A 23,459-nucleotide genomic window follows, 5' to 3' on the forward strand; every position below is an offset into this window, starting at 1 on the left:
GATGGGGCTTTTGGCAGGCAGGATAGCCGTGATGCTGGCGCTGGCGACGATGCCGGTGCTGCCGGGCGTCGCCCAGACCGTGCCGGGCTTCCGCGTCGACGATCCGCGCCACGCCCAATTGCGCGCGCTTGATGAAAAAGCGACGACCCTGTTCGAAAATGACGATTTCGCCCAGTCGATGTCGCAAAAGACGCGCGACGCCTGGGCCGCGTTGCACGACAAGGCGATGAAGGTGCGCGTGGGCAACCACCCTCATCCGCTGGCGGGCGTCGGCCTGATCAAGCTGGGGTCCATGGACCAGATCGAGGGCAAGAATCCCTCCGCCCTCGCCCATGTGGACAAGGGGCTGGCGCTGATCGCGCCGTTCCGCGACGCCTATCCCATCCCCTGGCTGGAAGGCATGTCGGTCAAGGGCTATGTCCAGTCGATCATCGGCGACGTCACCGCCGGGGCCGAGACGCTGGCGCAGGCCAGCGCCTATGCCGACGGCTATTTCGCGCGCGTCGGGCCAAAGGCGCTTTCCGAAGCGGACTATATGCTCAAGTCCAACATCGCCTTTTCCCACGCGCAGGCGCTATCGCGACTGGGGCGTTATGGCGAAGCCGTCGACGCCCAGCGCGCCAGCCTGGAAGCCCGCACGACCAGCCTTGGCCCCAATCATCCCGATACTGTGGCCGCGACCTACACCTATGCGCAGATGCTCTATCGCGCGGCGCGGCTGGTCGAGGCGGAAAAATATGCGCGGCTGGCGGTCAATATCGCGACCGACCATGTCGATCGCAAACATCCCAGCTATCATCGGTCGCTGGAAATGCTGGGGCTGCTGCTGGCGCGGACGGGGCGACGGGCGGAAAGCCTGGATTATATGGAGCGCTCCATCGCCATCAAGCGCGAGACGGTGGGGACGAAGAGCCTCTTCTATCATTTCGGCCTCTATAACATGGCCGGCGTGCTGTTGCCGATGGAACGCTATAGCGATGCCGAGCCGCTGTTTCTGGAGGCGGAGCGCGGTTTTCGGGCGATCGAGGGCGACAATAGCCCGCAGGGTGCGCGCGCACTGGCCTTTGCCGCCGTTGCCAGTGCCGCGTCGGGACGGCCGGAGGAGGTGATCGAGCGTACGCGCACGGCGATGGACCGCGTCCGCACCCCGACCGCCAGCGATCGGGACATGGGGCAGCGTGTCTATCCGCTGCTCGTCCCCGCGCTGATCGCCACCAACCAGCAGGACGCTGCGCGGGCCGCCGCCGCCGATTATCTGCGCGAAACCCGGCAGATCGATGATGCGCCTGCCTTCGCGCTGGCCAATGCCGCCATGATGGCCGCCTGGGCACAGGGCGACGGCGCTGTCCCGGCGGCGCGGCAAATGGCCGGGCTGCTGCGCGAAAGCCAGTCGCTCGACGATGATGGCGACCTGAATGAGGATCAACGCGCCGCGCTCGATACCATCCTCAAGATCGCGGTGCAGGCGAACGACCCGGCGCTGGCGCTGGACGCCATGGCGATTCTGGCCGGATCGCGCATCGCCCAGGCCAACAGGCTGGTGGCAGAGCGGCTGGTGGCCGATCCAGCGCTCGCCGCGCGGGTTCGCACCTTGCAGGACAAGCTGAAGGCGCTGGCCAAGGCGGACAGCGCGTTGCTCAAGGCGCTGGCGACCGACAAGGATGTAGACGCCGCGCGCGCCGCCCGCTCCGCCGTGGAGGCCATTGCCGAGGCCGAACGGGCCGCCATCGCCCGCGACTATCCCCGCTGGATCGAAGCACGCGGCGGCATCCGGCCCGACCTTGCGACATTGCGCGCCGGATTGGCGCAGGACGAAGCCTTGCTGGCGGTGATGCCCGCCTTTGACGGGGTGTATCTGCTGGCGGTCGATGCCGACGGCGCGACCGTGGAGCGCGCGGGGTTGGGCCGCGCCGCCATGGTCGCGCTGGTCGACCGGCTGCGCGGCACGATGACACCCGGCGGGTTCGACCGGACCGCTGCGCATGATCTCTATGCCCAGATTTTCACGCCCACCATCCTCGCCCGGCTGGGCAAGGCAAAGGCGTTGCGGATCGTGCCCACCGGCGCCTTCGCCTCGCTGCCCTTCGCGATGCTGCCGCAGCGGCCCGTCGTTACGATCGATCGGGATACGCCCTGGCTGATCCGCCGCTTCGCGATCGAGGTACAGCCCGGCTTTGCCACCGGCCCGGCGGCGCCACAGCGGATCGCCATGCGCAACCAGAGCTTTCTGGGCGTCGGCGCGCCTGCCCCCTTTGCCACCGGGACCAGGCCAGCGGCGCCCGCATTGCTCGCGGCGAACCATTATTTTCGCGGCGGCACCGCCGATGCGGCTGCCTTGTCCGAACTGCCGTCCCTGCCCGGATCGCTCGCCGAACTGCGCGCCGTGGCGGATCGCTTCGGCACGGATCGCGCCACCCTGCTGGTCGGGGCGCAGGCGAGCGAAGCGGCACTGCGCGCACAGGATCTCGCGCCCTATTCCGTCATCCTGTTTGCAACCCACGGACTGGTCAGCGGCCAGATGGAGGGCGTGACCGAACCCGCGCTGGTCCTGTCTCCGCCGTCCCCCGGCACCGGCGATGACGGTCTGCTGACCGCTTCGGAGGTCGCGGCAATGCGGATCGGCGCGGACTGGGTAATCCTGTCGGCCTGCAACACGGCGGCGGGCGACAGCGCGCAGGCGCCGGCCTATTCGGGACTGGCGCAGGCGTTCCGCTATGCAGGGGCAGGATCGCTGCTGGTGTCGCATTGGCCGGTGCGCGACGATGCGAGCGCTTTCGTGACGCTCGAAACGGTGAAAGCCGCCAACCGGGGGACGCCCCGCGCGGTGGCGCTCCAGAAGGCGATGCGCAAGCTGATGCGGTCAAAGCGGCCCGACGCAGCGCAACCCTATATCTGGGCGCCGTTCATCCTGATCGGGCGCTGAAAGGGTTTCAGCCCGCCTCCAGCGCCGCGCCCGCTTCCATCCAGACTTCCTCCGCCGCTTCCAGCTTCTTTTCCACCGCAGCGCGCTTCACCATCAACTCGCTGGTCGTCATCTTCGCTTCCGCCCCGGTGGCGGCCTTGGGATCGAACAGCACGGCGTCGATCCGCTTGCGCTCGGCGATCAGCGCCGCCATTTCCTTTTCGGCGCGGGAGACGGCGTTTTTGAGCGCCTTCTGCTTTTCGCGCCATTCGGCAGCCGCCTTCTTATCGGCCTTGCGATCGACCTTGGGCGCGTCGCCGCTGCTGTTGCCATCGGCCTTGCGCAGGACGATGTCGGTATAATCCTCCAGACTGCCGTCGAACGGCTGGGCCGTCCCGCCATCGACCAGCACCAGCCGGTCGGCGACCAGTTCGATCATGTGCCGGTCATGGCTGACGATCACCACCGCGCCATTATAATCGTTGAGCGCCTGCACCAGCGCCTCGCGGCTGTCGACGTCCAGATGGTTGGTCGGTTCGTCGAGGATCAGCAAATGCGGCGCATCGCGGGTAATGAGCGCCAGCGCCAGCCGCGCCCGCTCGCCACCGGACATGCTCCCGACCTTCTGGATTGCGCGTTCGCCCGAAAAGCCGAACCGCCCCAGTTGCGCGCGCACCGCGCCGGGGGTCGCGCCCTTCATCACGCGGGTCATATGTTCCAGCGGCGTGTCGGTGACGTCCAGTTCCTCCACCTGATATTGGGTGAAATAGCCGACCTGCATCTTGGACGAGCTTTGCATCTGCCCTTCCATCGGCGCGAGTTGCGCCGCGATCAGGCGGGCCAGCGTCGTCTTGCCGTTGCCGTTCCGGCCGAGCAGCGCCAGCCGGTCGTCCGGGTCGATGCGCAGATTGACCCGGCGCAGGATCGGCGTGTCGCCATAGCCGACCGCCGCCATGTCCATGGTGATCAGCGGCGGGCGCAGTTCGGGCGGGCTGGGGAAGCTGAACGCCAGCGTGGGGTCTTCGATCGCCGCCGCAATCGGCTGCATCCGCGCCAGCGCCTTGGCACGCGACTGGGCCTGTTTCGCAGTGGATGCGCGCGCGGAGTTGCGCGCGACATAATCCTGCAATTTCTCCCGCTCGGCCTGCTGCTTGACGCGCGCCGATTCAAGCTGGGCCAGGCGTTCGGCCCGCTGCCGCTCGAATGCGTCATAGCCACCGGGATAGAGGGTGACCTTGCCGCCCTCCAGATGGAGGATATAATCGACGACATTGTTGAGCAGGTCACGCTCATGACTGATGACGACCACCGTGCCCCGATAGGCTTTCAGGAAATTTTCCAGCCACATCGTTGCTTCAAGGTCGAGATGGTTCGACGGCTCGTCGAGCAGCAGCAGGTCGGGATTGGAGAAGAGCAGCGAGGCGAGCGCCACCCGCATCTTCCAGCCGCCCGAATAGCTGTCGAGCGGACGCCCCTGCATTTCCTCGTCAAAGCCAAGGCCCACCAATATGCGCGCGGCGCGGGCGGGCGCAGTATAGGCGTCGATGCTGGTCAGCCGCTCATAGATATGGCCCAGGCGATCGGGGTCTTCGGTATGCTCGGCCTCCGCCATCAATGCGGCGCGCTCCTTGTCCGCCTCCAGCACCGTTTCGAACGGGGTCGCCGTGCCGCTGGGGGCTTCCTGCGCAATATAGCCAAGGCGCGTGTCGCGCGGCATGTCGCAACTGCCATCGTCGGGATCGAGTTGGCCGATCATGACCTTCATCAGCGTGGACTTGCCCGCGCCATTGCGACCGATCAGGCCGACCCGGCTGCGTGGGGGAAGCGCCGCGCTGGCGCGGTCGAGGATGGTGCGGCCACCAAGGCGCACGGTGATACCGTTAAGATTGAGCATGGGGGCGCTTTAGCAGGAAGCCACGCACAGGGAAGGGGCTTGCGCCCCTGTCTCCATTCTCCGCCCGCAAGCGACGCTGCTTTTTCCAGGGGACTGGCCTGCGAAAGCCGGAGCAGGTCGCCGCGCACGGGCACTGGCCGGGATAAGCCGACAGCGAACCGAACATAGGTGGCGGAAAAATGTCCCGAACAGCCTTTTGGCGCGTGCAGTTCGCCTATGGCTGTTCGGGATCGCAACGTTGTACGTCTTGGAGAAGGAATGACAACGCTGTCCCGGCGCTTTAAGCAGATTTCGGCACGCAGTTCAATCGCCTTTTATCGACCCATATGTCGATCGAACGTCAGCCAGCAAATAGATGGGTCGGCAAGCCACGCACGCCGCAATCGACTTCGAACAAGCCGCCGTCATAGGGCGTCGCGTGCAGGCCGATCGCGGCTGAACTGACGAACATGCGATTGAGGTCGGGTCCGGCGAAGCAGATGTTGGTCACCTGCCGCGCGGGCAAGGCGATGGCGCGGTCTAGCCTGCCATCGGGCGTGAACCGGCTGATCCGCCCGCCGCCCCAATGGGCGACCCAGATATGGCCGTCGGCATCCACGGTCATGCCGTCGGGATAACCATCCGCATCCGTGAAGGAAATGAAGGGTTGCCGATCGGCAATTCCCTCTGCCGTTCGGGCGAAGCGATACATGATCCGGCGGGCGGTATCGCTATGATAGAGCCATTTGCCGCAGGGCGAAAAGGCCGGGCCGTTGGGGACGCGATAGCCTGTATCCATCTGTTGCCAGACAAGATCGGGGGTCAGGCGATAGAGCGATCCGCTGTCGCTTTCCTCCGCCATGTCCATCGTGCCGCACCAGATCTGGCCCTGCGCATCGGCCTTGCCATCATTCATGCGATTGCCCGGCAGGTCAGGTTCCGGGTCACCGATCGGCGTGATGGTCAGCGGGTCGAGGCTGATCTCTGCAAAACCGCTCTTGAACCCGCCGATAAAGCCGCCGCCCGTCCGCTCGGCCACCCAGCCCAGCGGTTCGGGCACTGCCCAGCGTTCGACGGCGCCGTCCTTCAGGGACAGCCGGTTGAGCGCGGGAGCAAGGATGTCGACCCAATAGACCGCATCATCACGCGCCGACCATATAGTCCCTTCGCCCAGCATGTCGGCGCCATCGCGCGCGATCATCCGCCACTGCACCATGGTTCACCGCTTGACCGAGAGGCGATAGACCATCGCGTGATGATAGGGTTTGCCGGGATCCACCCGCGCCGACACGAAATTGGGCTTGTTGGGCGCATCGGGGAATTTCTGCGGCTCCAGCGCGATGCCATCACCCATGCGATAGAGGTGACCGCTCTTGCCCACCAGCGTACCGTCGAGAAAATTGCCCGCATAAAATTGCACGCCGGGCTCGGTCGTCAGCACCTCAACCACCCGGCCCGATGCCGGGTCTTCCAGCCGGGCGGCCAGTTCGGGGGTCTTGGTCAGCCCCTTGTCCAGCGCCCAATTATGGTCATAGCCACGCCCGAAAACGATCTGCGGATCGCGGCCGTCGCGAATGCCGTCGGCCACGCGGCGGGGCTGGCGGAAATCGAATACGCTGCCATCCACCGGCTTGCGTTCACCAGTCGGGATCAGCGCTTCATCGACCGGGGTATAGGCTTTGGCCGGAATCGTCAGCACATGGCCCAGCGCCCCGTCCGGCGATCCTTCGCCGCCCAGGTTGAAAATGGCATGATTGGTCATGTTGACGATGGTGGGCTTGTCCGTCTTGGCATCGAATAGGATGCCCAGATTGCCCGCCTCATCCAGCGTGTAGGTGACGCTGCTGTCCAGCTTGCCCGGATAACCCGAATCGCCATCCGCACTGGTCAATGTCAGTACCAGCGTTGCGACCGGCCCGCTCTTGACGGAGGCGACTTTCCAGACCTGCTTGTCGAAACCCTTGCCGCCGCCATGCAGGCTGTTGGTCTTGTCGTTGAGCGGCAACTGATAGGCCTTGCCGTCGATCGAGAAGGCGCCGCCCGCGATGCGATTGGCATAGCGGCCCACGGTCACGCCGAAATAATTGGGATGGTCGACATAGTCTTTGAGGTCGTCATAGCCGAGCAGCACGTCCGCAGTCTTGCCATGCTTGTCCGGCATCGACAGCGACTGGAGCGTCGCGCCATAGGTCAGTATCCGGGCCGATATGCCCTGCTTGTTGGTCAGGCTGATCACCTCGACCGCGGTTCCGTCCGCCAGGGTTCCAGCGGGCGCGCGGCTGGCTTCGGCGGCGAGCGCCGCCCCGCTTGTCAGCGCCAGCGTGACTGCGTATGACAGCGTTGTTTTGATAATAGCGACGTTGCGCATGAGGCTTCCTCTTATGACCATGACCCATTGACGGGCGGTTTCGGGGAATATACTCAGACAAAATAAGCGGATGCAACCCCTCATAGCGGCTGTGCCGCATTGGAATTTACGGAGACGGATGAATGGCAGGACCAGTTTCCTCGACCGCCGCGCCATCGATGGCGCATAATCCCGGCGTTCGCTACGGCCCGGCGCTAGGGCTGCTGGCCAGCCTGTTTTTCATGTGGGGCTTCATCACGGTCATCAACAACACGCTGCTGCCGCATCTGCGCAGCGTGTTTGACTTGAGCTACACCCAGACAACGCTTATCGAATCAGTCTGGTTCATCGCCTATTTCTTCGCCTCCATTCCATCGGCCAAGCTGATCGAACGGGTCGGCTATCAGAAATCGATGGTGATCGGCCTGCTCATTATGGCGGCGGGCGCGGCGGGCATGACGCTGGCGGCGTCCATTCCCTCCTACGGCGTGACGCTGGTCATGCTGTTCGTCATCGCCAGCGGCATCACCCTGTTGCAGGTCGCGGCCAACCCCTATGTCGCGGTTGTCGGCAAGCCGGAAACCGCCTCCTCGCGCCTCAATCTGGTGCAGGCGATGAACTCGGCGGGCACGATGCTCGCCCCCCTGTTTGGCGCCTATCTGATCCTGGGCCGGTCAAAGGGTGGCACGTCGCAGGGCGATGTCGTCCTGACCCAGGCAGAACGGCTGGCCGACGCGCAGTCGGTGATCCTGCCCTATATCATCGTCGCGGTCATTTTGGTGGTTCTGGCGGTCATCATCGCCCGCTTCCCCCTGCCCGCCATGGGCAATGCGACATCGCGTCACAGCAAGGAAGAGCGCAAGAAACACTCGCTCTGGGTGCATCGCAATCTGGTGTTCGGCATCCCGGCCATCTTCATCTATCTGATCGCGGAAATCGGCGTCGCCAACCTGTTCGTCAATTTCGTCAGCCAGCCCGATATCGCCAACCTGACCCATGAGCAGGCGGGCAATTATCTCAGCCTGCTGTGGGGCGGGATGATGGTCGGCCGCTTTGCCGGCTCTGCGATCATGCAGAAATTCGATGCAGGCCATGTGCTGGCCGCCTTCTCGATCGGGGCGTTCATCGTCATGCTGGTGACGGTATTTACCACCGGCCCGATCGCGATGTGGTCGCTGATCCTGGTCGGCCTGTTCCATTCGATCATGTTCCCCACCATCTTCACCCTGGGTATCAAGGGACTTGGCCCCTTGACCGAGGAAGGGTCGGGCCTGCTGATCATGGCGATCGCCGGTGGCGCGCTGGTCGTGGTGCAGGGCAAGCTGGCGGACGAATTCGGCCTGCAATGGTCGTTCCTGCTGACCGCGGCGTGCGAACTCTACATCCTCTTCTACGCGCTATGGGGATCGAAAGTGACCCACGCGCTGCCCGACCAGCCAGTCGCGGAATAAGCCAAAAACAGCCGAGGGTCGCACTTCGGGGCAAAAAAGGCCGGAGCAGGACCATCCTGCTCCGGCCTTTTTCATTCCCCGTACCGGGCAGGGTCATCCCCCCATCGCGCTTGCAGTATCCTCCAGCGCCAGATCGACCAGCACGCCCATCGCCTCGGCCGCCGCCGCCGCGTCTCCCGCCGCGATCGCGTCGAACACGCGGACATGGTCGGGGATCGGGTTGCGCGGCAAGGCGCGGGCGCGCTGCTTATATTGGGTTGTCCAGTTGACCGCCGATCCGATGCTGGCGGACAACACCTGAAGCGCATCGTTGCGGGTCGCGTTGAGGATCGCATTGTGAAAATCGCGGTCGGCCGCGCGCCCCAGTTCGGTCGCCAGCGTATGGCGGCGCATCGCGGCCAGCGCGTCCTTCATGATCTTGATGTCATTCTTGTCGCGCCGCTGCGCCGCCAGCCGGGCAGCGGCCGGTTCGACGATGGCGCGCAGCTCGAACAGGTCGCGCACGAACTGGATGTCGGGTTCCCCGGCAAAGGCCCAGCCCAGCACTTCGGGATCAAGCAGGTTCCAGCGGGTGCGCGGCAACACCCGCGTCCCGGCCTTGGGGCGGCTTTCCACCAATCCCTTGGCGGTCAGCACCTGAATCGCTTCGCGATAGGCGCTGCGCGACACGTCCAGTTCCTCGGCAAAGGCGACCTCACCCGACAGGACATCGCCCGGCGCATATTGGCCAGACAAGATCGCCGTGCCCAGCTTGTGCGCGATCGCCCCGTGCAATCGCCTGCCAGGCCCCCGCGCCACTTTTGCCGAATCCCCATTTTCCGCGGCATGCGCAGTTTTTGACGGCCTGTCCTGTCCCATCCCGGCTCCTCCCACCTTGCACCTATCAGGCACGGATCGATGTAGAATACAAGCATTGCCATTACCATCTTCCTGTAATATGTCGGAGTAATTGAGAGAGTCATCACGCGAGCGCTGCTGCATATTGCAGCCGCCCAAGCACATGATCGGCCATCATTCAGGATCAGCCAGCGCCGCAAATGGCGTGCGGGAGGAGAGTTTTTACATGACATTGCGCCTGTTGCAGCATCGTGCCCCCAGCGGCGTCCGCTCCGTCATCGCGGCGCAGGGCGATGCCGCCCATATCGTGCCGGGCTATGCCAGCATCCGCGCCCTGGCGCTCGACGCGATCGCCCGTAACATCAGCCTGAGCGCCGCGGTCGAAGCGGCGGGCGCGGGCGATGCGATCGACATTGCCGCGGCCTTTGCAGCGGGCGAATTGCTCGCCCCCATCGACCATGATGATGACGCGCATATCCAGTTGACCGGCACGGGCCTGACCCATCTCGGCTCCGCCGAAGGCCGCGACAAGATGCACCGTGAGGCAGCGGCGGCGGAACGGCAGACCGATTCCATGCGCATGTTCCTGGAAGGGCTGGAGGGCGGCAAGCCCGCGCCGGGCGCCGTCGGCCAGCAGCCCGAATGGTTTTACAAGGGCGACGGGTCGCAACTGGTCGGGCCGGGCGAACCGCTGACCATGCCGGCCTTTGCCAGGGATGGCGGCGAGGAACCGGAACTTGCGGGCATCTACATCATCGGTGATGACGGCCAGCCCTATCGGCTCGGCCTGGCGCTGGCCAACGAGTTCAGCGACCATGTGACCGAACGGCACAATTATCTGTGGCTCGCCCATTCCAAGCTGCGGCAGGCCGCCCTTGGGCCGGAATTGCTGGTCGGTACCCCGCCTGCGCATATCGAGGGTGCCAGCCGCATCCTGCGCGATGGCGTCCCGATCTGGGAAAAGCCGTTCCTGTCGGGCGAAGGCAATATGTCGCACAGCTTCGCCAATCTGGAACATCATCATTTCAAATATGACCTGTTCCGCCGTCCCGGCGACGTCCATGTTCATTTCTTCGGCACGGCGACACTGTCGTTCAGCGACGGCATCGCAACGCAGGAAGGCGATGTGTTCGAAATCGCCGCCGTGCCCTTCACCTTGCCGGTGCGCAATGCGTTGCAACGCGCCCGGCCCGTCGAAGTGGTCGTTCAGGCGCTCTGACCGCCATGGACCCGATCCGCATCGCAATCGTGGGCATGGGCAAGATTGCGCGCGACCAGCATGTCCCCGCCATCCGTGGCAATAGCGCCTTCAGCCTGGCCGCGACGGTCAGCCCGCATGATGCCGGGCTGGACGGGGTGCCGCATCTGGCCAGCCTGGACGCGCTGCTGCATGACGGCCCGGCGGTGGACGCGATAGCGCTCTGCACCCCGCCGCAGGTCCGCTATGATCTGGCGGCGCAGGCGCTGGGGCGCGGCATCCATATGTTTCTGGAAAAGCCGCCCGGCGCGACGCTGGCCGAAGTCGGCACGTTGCAGGCGCAGGCGGACAAGGTGGGCGTTTCGCTGTTCGCTGCCTGGCACAGCCGCTTTGCCGCGGGCGTCGCTCCGGCGCGCGCCTGGCTGGCGGAGCGGAAGATCGAAAGCGTGTCGATCGTCTGGCGGGAGGATGTGCGCGTCTGGCATCCGGGGCAGGCATGGATCTGGCAGCCCGGCGGCCTTGGCGTGTTTGATCCGGGGATCAACGCGCTCTCGATAGCGACCCACATCCTGCCGCGCCCCTTCTTCCTGAAGGATGCGACGCTGATCCTGCCGGACAATCGCGCCGCCCCGATCGCGGCTGACCTGCATTTTCGCGACACGGGCGGCGCGCCGATCCACATGGACCTCGACTGGCGGCAGACCGGCCCGCAAAGCTGGGACATTGCCGTCGAAACCGACGCAGGCACGCTCAAATTGTCGCAAGGGGGCGCTGTGCTGCACCTGCCCGGTTCGACCGACCATGGCGAGGATGTCGAATATCCGGGGCTCTACAGCCGCTTTGCCGCGCTGATCCGGGGCGGGCGATCGGACGTCGATACCGATCCGCTGCGGCTGGTCGCCGACGCCTTCCTGCGCGGGCGGCGCGAGACCACTGACGCATTTCACGATTAAGATCACAGGAGTGGACGACATGATCAAAGCCCTGCGCCGCACGACGGCCACGCTGCTACTTTGCGCTACGGCGCTTGCCACCAGCGCCCATGCCGATACGGATGGCAAGCCGACGACCGCGACGATCAACGCCGCCAGCCCCGGCCCGGTCTATGACAAGCGCATCTTCACCCAGTTTGCCGAACATCTGGGCAACGGCATTTATGGCGGCCTGTGGGTCGGCAATGACAAGACGATCCCCAATACGAATGGCTTCCGCAACGATGTGATTGCGGCGCTCAGGAACCTGTCCGTGCCTGTCGTACGCTGGCCCGGCGGCTGCTTTGCCGACGAATATCATTGGCGCGAAGGCATTGGCGGCAAATCCAAGCGCCCGGTCAAGATCAACACCCATTGGGGCGGCGTGACCGAGCCGAACACGGTCGGCACCCATGAATTTTTCGAGCTGATCCGCCAGATCGGCGCGGAGGCCTATGTCGCGGGCAATGTCGGCAATGGCACGCCGCAGGAAATGGCCGAATGGGTCGAATATATGACGTCGCCTGCGGGAACGCTGGCCGAAGAACGCGCGAAGAACGGGCACAAGGAACCATGGGCCGTTCCCTATTTCGGCGTCGGTAACGAATTGTGGGGCTGTGGCGGCAATATGCGCGCCGAATATGCCGCCGACGTCACCCGCCGCTACGCCACCTTCATCAAGGCGCCGCGCGGCACGAGGATCATGAAGATCGCGGCAGGCGCCAATTCTGACGATTATAACTGGACCGAGACGATGATGAAGATGGCGAGCGGCCAGCTCGACGCGCTGTCGCTCCATTATTACACCATCCCAGGCGCTTGGCCGCCGCGCGCTTCCTCCACTCAGTTTGACGAGACGGGCTGGGCCAACACATTGGCCGAAGCGCTGCGCATCGACGAATTGATCACCAAGCATAGCGCCATCATGGACAAATATGATCCGGCCAAGAGAATATGGCTGGCGGTCGATGAATGGGGCACCTGGTATGCCGATGACCCAGGCACCCATCCCGGTTTTCTGCGCCAGCAAAATACGCTGCGCGATGCGCTGGTGGCGTCGATCCATCTCGACATTTTTGCGCGCCATGCCGACCGGGTGAAGATGACCGCCATCGCCCAGATGGTGAATGTGTTGCAGGCCATGATTCTGACCGATGGCAGCAAGATGGCGCTGACGCCGACCTATCATGTGTTTGAAATGTACAAGCCCTGGCAGGATGCGACCGTGCTGCCGATCAGCATCGACACACCCTGGTACCATAAGGACAAATGGTCGATGCCCGCCGTCAGCGGATCGGCGGTCCGGGGCAAGGATGGCAACGTGCATGTCGGCCTGTCCAACCTGGACCCCAACCAGCCCAATAGCGTCACGGTCAAGCTGGACGGGCTGAATGCCGCGAACGTCACCGGCCGCATCCTGACCGCATCAGCGATCAACGCCCACAACACGTTCGACGCGCCCGACACCGTCAAGCCGGTCGCCTTTACCGGGGCGCAGGTCAGCGGCGGCACGCTGAGCGTGACCCTGCCGCCCAAATCGGTCGTGGTGCTGGAGTTGCAGTAAAACCTGAAGTGCCATGTGCCCCCGCGCAGGCGGGAGCACATGGCTTTAATTGGAGAGGTCCGCATGAGGCGACCGACGTTCATCGCTTGGCTGGCCCTCGCCCTTTTCGCGATCCCCGCCAGCGCGCAGCAGCCGTCCCCGCCGCCGCGCGACACGCTCAACAGCCGCCTGACCGGCGACCTGACGCCCACCCATGATCCGGTCATCATCCGGCAGGGCGACACCTATCACATATTCAGCACCGGCCATGGCAAGCGGCTGATCGAAACCCGCACTTCCCCTGACCTCATCCACTGGACCGCCGGCGCGCCGGTCTTTACCGCCCTGCCCGACTGGGCAAAGGCGGCGATCCCCGGCAGCGATGGCATGTGGGCGCCCGACATCAGCTATGTGAATGGCCGCTACCGCCTCTATTATTCGGTCTCCACCTTCGGATCGAACCGATCCGCGATCGGCCTGGCCACCAGCCCGACGCTGGACCCTGACGCGCCCGATTATCATTGGCGGGACGAAGGCATGGTCGTCATGTCGGACAAGAGCGACGACTTCAACGCGATCGACCCCAATTTCATCATCGACCGCGAAGGCCGTCACTGGCTTTCGCTCGGCAGTTTCTGGACGGGCCTTAAACTGTTCGAACTGGACCCAAGGAGCGGCAAGCCCAAAAACCCCAAGGCCAGGCCCGTCGCCATCGCCCGGCGTCCGGCCCCGGCGGGTGGTCCGGCCCCGGTCGAAGCGCCCTTCATCATCGACCATGGCGGCTATTATTGGCTGATGGCGTCCTACGACTATTGCTGCAAGGGCGCGGCCAGCACCTATTACACCGTCATCGGCCGGTCGAAGGCGATTACCGGCCCCTATCTGGGCAAGGATGGCAGTTCGATGCTGGAAGGGGGCGGCACCATCTTCCTGCGCGCCGACCTGCAGGAACAACAGCGCTTCCGTGGTCCTGGTCATGCGGGCTGGCTGCATGACAGGGATGGCCAGGATTATGTCGTGTACCACGCCTATGACAAGCAATCGAACGGCGCCCCGACCCTGCGGATCGCGCCGGTCCGCTGGGGCGCGGACGGCTGGCCCCAGGCCGATTATTGAATACCGACCGGAGAGAAAGACATGCATTTCACCCTGTCCCGCCGTGGCTTCATCGCCAGCAGCGCCGCCCTGTCCGCCGCGCCGATGATGGCGCGCGCCAAGGTCGCCGAAGCGCCCGTAGCCGCACCGCAAAACCCGCTCGTCCGCCAGCGCGCCGATGCGCAGATATTTCGCCATGACGATGGCCATTATTACATGACCGGGTCAGTCCCCGAATATGACCGGCTGGTGCTGCGCCGGTCAAAGACGATCGCGGGCCTGACCAGCGCAACCGAAGCCGTGCTGTGGCGACATGAAAAGACCGGCCCCCTGTCCGGCTTCATCTGGGCGCCCGAACTGCACCGGATCGATGGACAGTGGATCATCTATTTCGCCGCCGGGCCCAGCGGCGGGGGCGAGGATGTGTTCCGCATCCGCACCTATGCGGTGGTGTGCGACGGGCCGGACCCGATGACCGGCAAATGGAGCCTGCTGGGGCAGTTTCAGGCGCCGTGGGACAGTTTCAACCTCGATTCGACCAGCTTCGTCCATAAGGGCCAGCGCTATTTCGCCTGGGCGCAGCGTGAGCCGGGGATCGAGACGAACAGTAACCTGTACATAGCCAAGCTGGAATCCCCGCTGAAGCTGGCGGGCAAGGTGACCCGCCTGACCGTGCCGACGCTCGATTGGGAAATTCGCGGCTACAAGGTCGCCGAAGCGCCTGCTGTCCTGCACCGCAATGGCCGTCTGTTCATGACCTATTCGGCCAGCGCGACCGACGCGCGCTACTGCCTGGGCATGCTGACCGCGGATGAAGAAGCCGACCTGCTCGACGCGGCCAGCTGGACCAAATCGCCACAGCCGGTTTTCACGACATGCCGGGAAACCAGCGTGTTCGGCCCTGGCCATAACAGTTTCACCGTGGACGAACAGGGACGCGACATCTTGGTCTATCATGGCCGGGATTATGAGGCGATCCAGGGCGATCCGCTGTTCAACCCGGACCGCCATACCCGCGTCCAGCGGCTCTATTATACCGCCGATGGCATCCCCGATTTCGGTGTGCCGGTAGGCAACGGACCACTGCCGGAGCGCTTTGCGTCAGCCACCAATGCCAGGCTGCTGCTGGCGCATGACGGCCCCCGCCTGATCGCGGGCAACCCCTTGCTGGCCCAGACGCAGTTCCGCCAGACGCCCGGCCGCGCCGGCCAGCAAAGCGTCATGCTGTCCCCCATATTGATGCCCGGCCATTATCTGGTCGCACGCAAGGACGGGTCGGTCGCGCTGGAGCCTGACAGCAACAGCGCCGATTTCGACCTGCGCAGCCAGTTCGTCCGCCTGGCCGATGCGCGGCGGGGCACCATCCGCTTTGCCGCGATCGCCGCGCCGGGCAAAGCGATCGGCGTGGCAGACGGCCAGATTCGCCTCGTACGCAGCCGTGACGCTGCGGCACGCTGGCGTGCGGACTGACGCCAACCGATATGCTCCGACAAATAGGCAATGTCGGATCTTGCACATCGGCGGGCCGCCAGCCCCTCGCCAGACCCGTTTCCGGCCGGACTATCCTTGAATATCCGGCACTTTTTGATGCAGCAATAATGTCACGCCGCGCCATCATGCGGCCCGACCGGAAAATTTCGCTTGCACTCCATTTGTCTGAGCAATAATTAGTCCGAGTAATTCAGGGCATGGCGAATGGGCCAGCCATAGGGGAGGACTTGAAATGGCACGTCTGCCGATCGCATTATGCTCCGTATCCATGTTCGCGCTGATGCTGGGCGCCACCGCCCACGCGCAAACCAGCCCCGCCCCCCAGATGGCCGCGGAGGATGACACCGCCGACATCGTGGTGACCGGCGTGCGCGCATCGATTGTCGGCGCGCTCAATGTCCGCAAGAATTCGACCCAGATCGTCGATTCGATCGTGTCGGAAGATGTCGGCAAGCTGCCCGACAATAATGTCGTCGAAGCGCTCCAGCGCGTCACCGGCATTCAGGTCACCGACCGCGCCGGGGGTGAAACGGCGGGCATCACCATCCGCGGCCTGACCGATCCGCTGACGACGCTCAACGGCCGCAACATCTTCACCGCCGCTGGCACATCCTTCGCGCTGCAGGATATTTCCGCGAACCTTGTCAGCCGGATCGACGTCTACAAGACCCGCTCGGCCGATCAGCTTGAAACCGGCCTGGCGGGCCAGATCGACGTCCAGACCCGTCGCCCGCTCGACTTTGACGGCTTCACCATTTCCGGCCTGGCGCGTGGCGTTTATTCGGAACTGGCGGACAAATATAATCCCAACGTCGCCCTGCTCGTCAGCGATCGGTGGGAAACCGGCATCGGCGACATCGGCTTGCTGGTCAATGCCAGCTATACCAGGGCGCAATATCGCAACCAGAATCTGCAGGCCGGCGCGATGGTGCCCTTCGCCACCGAAACCCCGCCCGCCGGTTCGGGCCTGACGCCGCTGCAACGCATCTTCCCCGGCGGCAGTAACGAAAATTGGACGCCCGGCCTCGACGCGGGCCTGCCGACCGCCCCCGGATCGACGCTCAACATCAATGGCGTCGCCACCCCCTATTATCTGTCGCGCGATGCCGTCATCGCGTCCGACCTGTACGGCAAGCGTGAACGCCCCTCAATCAACGCGGCGCTGCAATGGGCGCCCAATGACAGTTCGGTCTACACCGCCGAAGTCTTTTACACCGGCTTCCGGGGCGAAACCTTCAACAGCCTGCATTTCAGCTTCGCCGACTGGTGGGGCAATCTGCCCGCGGACGTCGCCAACAGCTTTGAACTCTATGAAGGCACGAACATCATCAAGTCGCGCCGGGTGGGCGCGGTCGCAGGCTTCAACAGCGGCGACATGGCAACCAACCGCACCGACAGCTATGTCTATGCGCTGAACGCCAAATGGGATGTCGGCGCCAACGGCAAGATCGTCGCCGACCTGGCCTATCAGGACAGCAAGAACGAAACCTCCTTCTTTGCCATCCGCACCGATCGCGGCCCGCTCGATCTCGACATCGATTTCAACGCAGGTGGCGGGCTGCCCGCCTACAGCTTCGGCAATCAGGACGTGCTGACCGACGCCAGCAAATGGACCGTGGGCAATCTGTTCGACAGCGGCACGAAAAATACCGGCAGCGCGCTGACCATGATGCTGGACGGCGAATATAAATGGGACGACGGCTTTCTGCGCCGGATCAAGGCGGGCTGGCGCTATGACAGCCGCAAGGCCGACAGCTATGTGCGCGATCAGGGCGCCGGTGGCCTTGGCGTCACGCTCGACGCCTTTGGCGAGGGCAGCCCCTTTACCAATAGCGGCTTCTTCGACGGGCGCGCCGACATTCCGACCAGCTGGGTGCTGGCCGATCCGCGCAGCATGAACAAGGATGCCGTGCGCCAGTTGTACCGCGCCGTCGCGCCCGGCCTGCTGCTGTCGGACCAGATGACGTTCGGCCATGTCTTTGGCATCAACGAAACGAACCTCGCCGCCTATATATTGGCCGATGGGGAGATCGAAATTTTCGGTCGTCCGCTTCAGTTGCAGGGTGGTGTACGCTTTGTCGCGATCGACACCGAATATGACTATTTTGATCGCGGCAATGGGTTCGCCCGCACCACCGTATCGACAGGGTCGGAAAAATTCCTGCCGTCCTTCACTGCACGCTACAATATCACCGACAATCTGCGCATCCGCTTCAACTATGGCGAAACGCTGCGTCGTCCGGCCTTTGGCGATCTCAATCCCAATCTGGCGCTGACGGGCGACCTGTCGCGCGTTGGTTTTGGCACCGGATCGTCGGGCAACCCCAATTTGCGGGCGACCCAGTCGAAGAATATGGACCTGGCGATCGAATGGTATTTCGGACGCAACAGCGCCATCTACGCCACCGCCTTCCAGCGCAAGATCGACGGCCTGGTCGTGCCGCTGACCGTGCGGGAGTTCATTCCGAACAATTATCTGCCCCGCAACGAAACCTATACCGAATTTTTCAACATCACTCGCCCGGCCAACGCATCCAACGGCACGCTCAAGGGGCTGGAACTGGGGCTGACCTATTTCCCCTCCTACCTGCCTTCGGTCCTCGACGGCCTGGGCTTTACCGGCAGCGCGACGATCCTGGATTCGGAACAGACGATCCCGGTCGTCGACAATGCCGGGCAAATCACCGGCACCGCCAAGTCAGCCTTTTTCGGCGTGTCGAAACTGTCCTACAACGCCACTCTGGCCTATGACAAAGGCCCGGTCGGCGCGCGCCTGTCCTATATCTGGCGCAAGGGGTTCCTGAACAACAATGAAGCCCGCGCCTTCGCCAACCCGATCGGCATGTGGCGCGCGCCGGAAAAGAGCCTGGACTTCCAGCTGACGCTGAACCTGAACGAAGATATCGGCATCACCTTCGATGCTGTGAACATCACCAAGGCGAAGCAGCAAAATTATTACAAGTTCGGCGATGTCGGCAACCCGACGGAGTTCAATTCCAGCACCTTGCTGATCGACCGCACCTTCGCCTTGGGCGTCCGCTTCAAATTCGACTAAGCGCCCCGTGCAACGCGGCAGTCATCGCCGCCTTGCATGTTTGGCGGTCGTTCCGGGTTTCCCCTCCAGCCCCGGAACGACCGCCATTTTTGCGATGTGCCTGTGGCGCATCGGCTTGTCGGCCATTTACGCCCGTGCGGGCAAGACCTGCGCCCGGCATTCGCCAAAGCCGATGGGCACGAACCCATCCGCCTGCGCGACCGCTTGCAATATGATTTCGTCGCCATCGGCCAGAAAGGCGCGGGTTTCGCCTGTGGGCAGGCTCAGCGGCTCCTTGCCCCCGACGGACAATTCCAACAGGCTGCCAAAACCGTCCCGCGTCGGCGCGGAAATGGTGCCTGTGCCAAGCAGATCGCCGGGCATCATGTTGCAGCCATTGGACGCTTGATGGGTCACGATCTGCTGCACCGTCCAGTAGAGATTGCTGGCCGGACCCTGGCTCAGGCGCATCGGCGCCATGCCCGCATCGCGCATCGCTGCGCTGAGGAGATAGACAGACAGCATCACGCCAAGCGCGCCATGCGCCTGATCATCGGCATCGGCAAGATAGGGCAAGGGCGCCGGATCGCCATCGGGCCGCGCGGGCTGGGCGATGCGGAACGGCGCCATCGCTTCCGCGGTCACGACCCAGGGCGAAATGGTGGAATGAAAGCTTTTGGAGAGGAAGGGGCCGAGCGGCTGATATTCCCACGCCTGCAAATCGCGCGCCGACCAGTCGTTGAGCAGGCAGAAGCCGGCGATGTGATCCGCCGCGTCATGAATGGCAATGGGCGCGCCCTGCTCATTGCCCTGGCCGATCCACACCCCCATTTCCAGCTCATAATCAAGCCGCACGCTGGGGCCATAGACGGGCGCGTCGGCATCGGGCGCCTTGCGCTGGCCGCAGGGACGCAGCAGCGGCTGCCCCGACGGGCGGATCGACGAAGCCCGGCCATGATAGCCGATCGGCACATATTTATAATTGGGCAGCAACGGATTGTCGGGCCGGAACTGGCGACCGACATTGGTGGCGTGGTGGATGCCAACATAGAAGTCGCTATAGTCGCCGATCTGCGCAGGCAGATGCAGCGTGCAATCGCATGCGGGGTAGAGATGCGGTTCGACCGCCGCCTGCATCGCCGGGTCGGACAGCAACATGCTGATCGCGCGGCGCAGGCTGCGGCGTGCGTCGACCGGCATCGCCATCAGCGCATTGAGCGTCGGGAGCAGCAGCCCCTCACCCCCCTCCCCGATCAGTCCCGCGTCCGCGCAGGCCGCCAGGTCCAGAACCATGTCGCCGATCGCCGTGCCGATCCGCGCCTTCCCCCCGGCTGGCGAAAAGACGCCATAGGGCAGGTTCTGGATCGGGAAATCGGCATGACCCTGCGCGCTCGCAACCCAGCTCGTCCGGGCCGGATCATGCGTTTCGTCGGTGGTCCACCAGCCGGTCATGGCAGCCGCGCCTTTGGAAAGCCCTGCCAGCAGGCGTCATAATCAGCCTGCAACAAAGGGGTTTCCATTGCCCAGCGGGTGGGGCGAAACGCCATCCTGCTCTCGATCATGAACGCCATGCTTTCCTCTATCTTGTGGGGCGAAAGGACGGCATCCACCGCCTTGCGCCAACTGTCGACGTCCGGGCCATGGCCCGACATATTATTGTGCAGGCTGCCCCCGCCGGGTCCGAAGCCACCTGCCTTGGCATCATATTGGCCGTGGATCAGCCCCATATATTCGCTCATCACATTACGATGGAACCAGGGCGGGCGAAACGTGTCCTCCGCCACCATCCATCGTGGCGGGAAGATCACGAAATCGACATTGGCCGTTCCCGGCGTATCGCTGGGGCTGGTCAGCACCGTGAAGATCGACGGATCGGGATGGTCGTAGCTGACCGTGCCGATCGTGTTGAAGCGCGTGAGATCATAGCGACAGGGCGTCAGATTGCCGTGCCAGGCGACTACGTCGAACGGGCTATGGTCAAGCTCGCTCTCCCACAGCGTGCCGCCATATTTCTGCACGATCCGGGTTGGCCGTTCGACATCTTCGAACGCTGCGACCGGCGCCTCGAAATCGCGGGCATTGGCAAGGCCGTTGGAACCGATCGGCCCCAGGTCCGGCAGCCGGAACAGCGCGCCGTGATTTTCGCAGACATAGCCGCGCGCCGCGCCATCGGGCAGTTCGACACGAAAGCGAACCCCGCGCGGGATCAGCGCGACCTGCAACGGCGCAACCTCCAGCACGCCCATTTCGGTGACGATCCGCAGCCACCCCTGTTGCGGCAGGATCAGCATTTCGCCATCGGCGCTGAAAAAGGCGCGATCCACCATGGACGCGCTGGCCGCATAGAGATGCACCGCGCAGCCGGTCCCCGCGCTTATGTCGCCATTGGATGCGACGGTGATCAGGCCATCGACGAAATCCACCCCTGCCCTGGCGGCAGGCAGCGGGTTCCAGCGCAGCCGGTTGGGCGTATCGACCTGCCCCGCTACGATCAGCGTATCGCGCCCATAGGGCCGGAACGGCGGATGCCCCGCGCTTGGTCGCATCCGGTAGAGCCAGCTGCGCCGGTTGTCATGGCGCGGCGCGGTGAAGGCGGTGCCGGACAATTGTTCGGCATAGAGTCCGAACGGCACATGCTGGGGCGAATTGCGCCCCACCGGCAAAGCTCCGGCCACTGCCTCGCTCGCATGATGATTGCCCCAGCCGGGGAGATAATGCATGTCGATCCTCTCCTCCCAAGCCTTGCCTCAGGCGTCGACGCTCACCACCCCGCGCCGTATCTGGTCCAATTCGATGCTTTCGAACAAGGCCTGGAAATTGCCGTTGCCAAAGCCTTCATTGCCCTTGCGCTGGATGATCTCGAAAAAGATCGGCCCGAACATCGGCTCGGTAAAGATCTGAAGCAACAGCCCCTCGGTTTCAACATCGCCATCGATCAGAATGCGGTTGCGGCGCAACCGTTCCAGATCCTCCCCATGGCCGGGGACACGCTTGTCGACCAGTTCGTAATAGGTCTCGATCGTGTCCTGCAACCGCACGCCGCGCGCGCGCAGCTTTTCGACCGTGCCGTAAATATCGTCGGTGGTCAGCGCCAGATGCTGGATACCCTCGCCATGATATTCGCGGATGAACTCCTCGATCTGGCTCTTGTCGTCCTGGCTTTCGTTCAGGGGAATGCGGATCGCCTTGTCCGGGGCGATCATCGCCTGGCTGGTGAGGCCGGTCGCCTTGCCCTTGATGTCGAAGAATTTCTGTTCCTCGAACCCGAACAGGGTGCGGTAGAATTCGCTCCACACCCGCATCTGCCCGCGCCGGACATTGTGGGTCAGATGGTCGAGCAGGTCGAGCCCGACATTGTTGCGCGCCTCCGCTTCGCGCCAGCCGGGAAATTCGGCCCAGTTGGCATAGGGATCGCCATGGTCGGGCATGAAATAGAGATAGGCGCCGCCAATCCCCATGATGACCGTGTCATCCTCCTCGGTCGGCTGCGCGCCATTGGCCAGTGCCCATTGCAGCGCGCCCTGCGGGTCGGCCACGCGAAAGGCCATGGCGCTGGCCGAGGGGCCGTGCATCCCGCGAAACGCCGCCACCCGGCCCGCATCGTCGCGGTTGAGCATCAGGTTGATCCGCCCCTGCTTGAAGCGGGTGATATTCTTGGTCGGGTGCCGGTGGGTCGCGGTAAAGCCCAGCGCCTCGAACTGCGCGGCCATCGCTTCGGGGTCGGGCGACGTGAATTCGACAAATTCAAAACCGTTAAGGCCCAGGGGGTTGTCAGCGCTGGTGGTCATTTCGGCTCCTCTTGCATTTTCTTATGGGCATAGGCCTGCGTCCCGCGGGTAAAGACCCGGTCGCCTGGCAATATGGTGTCGGTATCCAGATCGCTTTGCTGCGCCAGCGCGGCATAGAGCGGCGCGAAATCGGTCTCGACTGTCTGGCGCAACAGCTGATCGAAACTGTCGATGACGAAATAGCTCTGCTGGAAATCGTCGATTTTATAGCGCGTCCGCATCAGCCGCTGAAGATCGAAGCCCAGCCGGTTGGGGGAGGCATCCTCCAGCGCGAAATGCGATTCGGCATTGGACGACACGATCCCCGCGCCATAGAGGCGCAGGCCCTCATCCGTGTCGATCAGCCCGAATTCGACGGTGTACCAGTAAAGCCGCGCCAGCTTCTCGATCGCGCCCAGCCCGTCGGCGCGCAACCCGCCCTGGCCATAGGCCTGCATATAATTGGCGAACACCGGATTGGCGAGCAGGGGAACATGGCCGAACACGTCGTGAAACACGTCCGGCTCCTCCAGATAATCCTCCTGGCTTGGCGTGCGGATGAAGCGCCCGGCGGGAAAGCGGCGATTGGCCAGATGGTCGAAAAACAGCCGGTCGGGCACCAGCCCCGGCACCGCCACCACCTGCCACCCGGTCGCCTGCATCAATCGGTCGGACAGCGCGTCGAACCGCGGGATGCCCGGCTGGTCCATCCTCAATATGTCCAGCCCCGCCATGAATTCCGGCACCACCCGCCCCGGCAGCATGCGCGCCTGCCGCTCGAACAGCCGGTCCCACATCGCATGGTCGGCCGCGCTGTAGCGGTCCCAGTCCTGCGGAACGGTCCAGTCCTCTGCGGCGTGCGCGGGACGATCCAGTGGGGTTTCGGCGTGCGGGGTTTCAGCCATGGCCCCAGCATCGCAAATCGGGCGCGAAATTGCTTTTCAAAATGG

General features: G+C 64.0%; 16 protein-coding genes. 8 read left to right on the forward strand and 8 right to left on the reverse strand.

What is annotated here, in order from left to right; genetic code table 11:
* Positions 1 to 31: 31 nt before the first annotated feature.
* Positions 32 to 2,923 (forward strand): CHAT domain-containing protein, encoded by a 2,892-nt coding sequence (locus FE851_RS13290; RefSeq protein ID WP_145204413.1) that lies wholly within the window; start codon positions 32 to 34, stop codon positions 2,921 to 2,923.
* Positions 2,924 to 2,930: 7 nt separating this feature from the next.
* Here FE851_RS13290 and FE851_RS13295 read toward each other — a convergent pair whose 3' ends face one another.
* The 3 genes from FE851_RS13295 to FE851_RS13305 form a co-directional block, all read right to left on the reverse strand.
* Positions 2,931 to 4,796 carry an ABC-F family ATP-binding cassette domain-containing protein gene (locus tag FE851_RS13295; protein ID WP_017183808.1) on the reverse strand — a complete coding sequence of 622 codons (1,866 nt, stop codon included), beginning with the start codon at positions 4,794 to 4,796 and terminating at the stop codon, positions 2,931 to 2,933.
* A gap of 340 nt (positions 4,797 to 5,136) precedes the next feature.
* The gene (locus FE851_RS13300; protein WP_145203071.1) at positions 5,137 to 5,991 is read right to left on the reverse strand and encodes an SMP-30/gluconolactonase/LRE family protein; all 855 of its coding nucleotides are present in this window, start codon (positions 5,989 to 5,991) and stop codon (positions 5,137 to 5,139) included.
* A 3-nt stretch (positions 5,992 to 5,994) separates the two neighbouring features.
* Complete coding sequence (locus FE851_RS13305) at positions 5,995 to 7,143, reverse strand: aldose epimerase family protein (RefSeq protein ID WP_145203074.1); 1,149 nt, start codon at positions 7,141 to 7,143, stop codon at positions 5,995 to 5,997.
* Between the two features lie 122 nt (positions 7,144 to 7,265).
* Between FE851_RS13305 and FE851_RS13310 the strand changes: the two genes are divergently transcribed.
* Positions 7,266 to 8,573 carry a sugar MFS transporter gene (locus tag FE851_RS13310; protein WP_026149691.1) on the forward strand — a complete coding sequence of 436 codons (1,308 nt, stop codon included), beginning with the start codon at positions 7,266 to 7,268 and terminating at the stop codon, positions 8,571 to 8,573.
* 93 nt (positions 8,574 to 8,666) lie between these two features.
* Here the strand turns inward: FE851_RS13310 and FE851_RS13315 are convergent, their stop codons facing one another.
* Positions 8,667 to 9,431, reverse strand: a complete 765-nt coding sequence (locus FE851_RS13315; protein WP_174827243.1) for a FadR/GntR family transcriptional regulator — start codon at positions 9,429 to 9,431, stop codon at positions 8,667 to 8,669.
* A 205-nt stretch (positions 9,432 to 9,636) separates the two neighbouring features.
* Here FE851_RS13315 and araD1 point away from each other — a divergent pair, with 205 nt between their 5' ends.
* The 6 genes from araD1 (at position 9,637) to FE851_RS13345 (ending at position 18,763) form a co-directional block, all read left to right on the forward strand.
* Positions 9,637 to 10,629, forward strand: coding sequence for an AraD1 family protein (gene araD1 / locus FE851_RS13320; RefSeq protein WP_145203077.1), 993 nt, complete (start codon positions 9,637 to 9,639; stop codon positions 10,627 to 10,629).
* Between the two features lie 5 nt (positions 10,630 to 10,634).
* Positions 10,635 to 11,561: a Gfo/Idh/MocA family protein gene (locus tag FE851_RS13325; RefSeq protein WP_145203080.1), complete on the forward strand. Its 927-nt coding sequence runs from the start codon at positions 10,635 to 10,637 to the stop codon at positions 11,559 to 11,561.
* 19 nt (positions 11,562 to 11,580) lie between these two features.
* Positions 11,581 to 13,143, forward strand: coding sequence for an alpha-N-arabinofuranosidase (locus tag FE851_RS13330; protein ID WP_145203084.1), 1,563 nt, complete (start codon positions 11,581 to 11,583; stop codon positions 13,141 to 13,143).
* A 63-nt stretch (positions 13,144 to 13,206) separates the two neighbouring features.
* Positions 13,207 to 14,238 carry an arabinan endo-1,5-alpha-L-arabinosidase gene (locus FE851_RS13335; RefSeq protein ID WP_145203087.1) on the forward strand — a complete coding sequence of 344 codons (1,032 nt, stop codon included), beginning with the start codon at positions 13,207 to 13,209 and terminating at the stop codon, positions 14,236 to 14,238.
* Positions 14,239 to 14,259: 21 nt separating this feature from the next.
* Positions 14,260 to 15,687 carry a glycoside hydrolase family 43 protein gene (locus tag FE851_RS13340; RefSeq protein ID WP_145203090.1) on the forward strand — a complete coding sequence of 476 codons (1,428 nt, stop codon included), beginning with the start codon at positions 14,260 to 14,262 and terminating at the stop codon, positions 15,685 to 15,687.
* 253 nt (positions 15,688 to 15,940) lie between these two features.
* Positions 15,941 to 18,763 carry a TonB-dependent receptor gene (locus FE851_RS13345; RefSeq protein WP_145203093.1) on the forward strand — a complete coding sequence of 941 codons (2,823 nt, stop codon included), beginning with the start codon at positions 15,941 to 15,943 and terminating at the stop codon, positions 18,761 to 18,763.
* Between the two features lie 126 nt (positions 18,764 to 18,889).
* Here FE851_RS13345 and fahA read toward each other — a convergent pair whose 3' ends face one another.
* The 4 genes from fahA to phhA are packed head-to-tail and all read right to left on the reverse strand — an operon-like array spanning position 18,890 to position 23,414.
* The gene (gene fahA, locus FE851_RS13350) at positions 18,890 to 20,194 is read right to left on the reverse strand and encodes a fumarylacetoacetase (RefSeq protein ID WP_145203096.1); all 1,305 of its coding nucleotides are present in this window, start codon (positions 20,192 to 20,194) and stop codon (positions 18,890 to 18,892) included.
* Positions 20,191 to 21,462 (reverse strand): homogentisate 1,2-dioxygenase, encoded by a 1,272-nt coding sequence (gene hmgA, locus FE851_RS13355; protein WP_145203099.1) that lies wholly within the window; start codon positions 21,460 to 21,462, stop codon positions 20,191 to 20,193. Before hmgA ends, fahA begins: the two co-directional genes overlap by 4 nt.
* A 27-nt stretch (positions 21,463 to 21,489) precedes the next feature.
* The gene (gene hppD, locus FE851_RS13360) at positions 21,490 to 22,530 is read right to left on the reverse strand and encodes a 4-hydroxyphenylpyruvate dioxygenase (RefSeq protein ID WP_017183795.1); all 1,041 of its coding nucleotides are present in this window, start codon (positions 22,528 to 22,530) and stop codon (positions 21,490 to 21,492) included.
* The gene (gene phhA, locus FE851_RS13365; RefSeq protein ID WP_145203102.1) at positions 22,527 to 23,414 is read right to left on the reverse strand and encodes a phenylalanine 4-monooxygenase; all 888 of its coding nucleotides are present in this window, start codon (positions 23,412 to 23,414) and stop codon (positions 22,527 to 22,529) included. The genes hppD and phhA overlap by 4 nt, the downstream gene beginning before the upstream one ends.
* Positions 23,415 to 23,459 lie beyond the last annotated feature (45 nt).

Origin of the sequence: Sphingobium sp. B2 (genome assembly GCF_007693735.1) — a bacterium.
Lineage (GTDB): Bacteria > Pseudomonadota > Alphaproteobacteria > Sphingomonadales > Sphingomonadaceae > Sphingobium > Sphingobium xenophagum.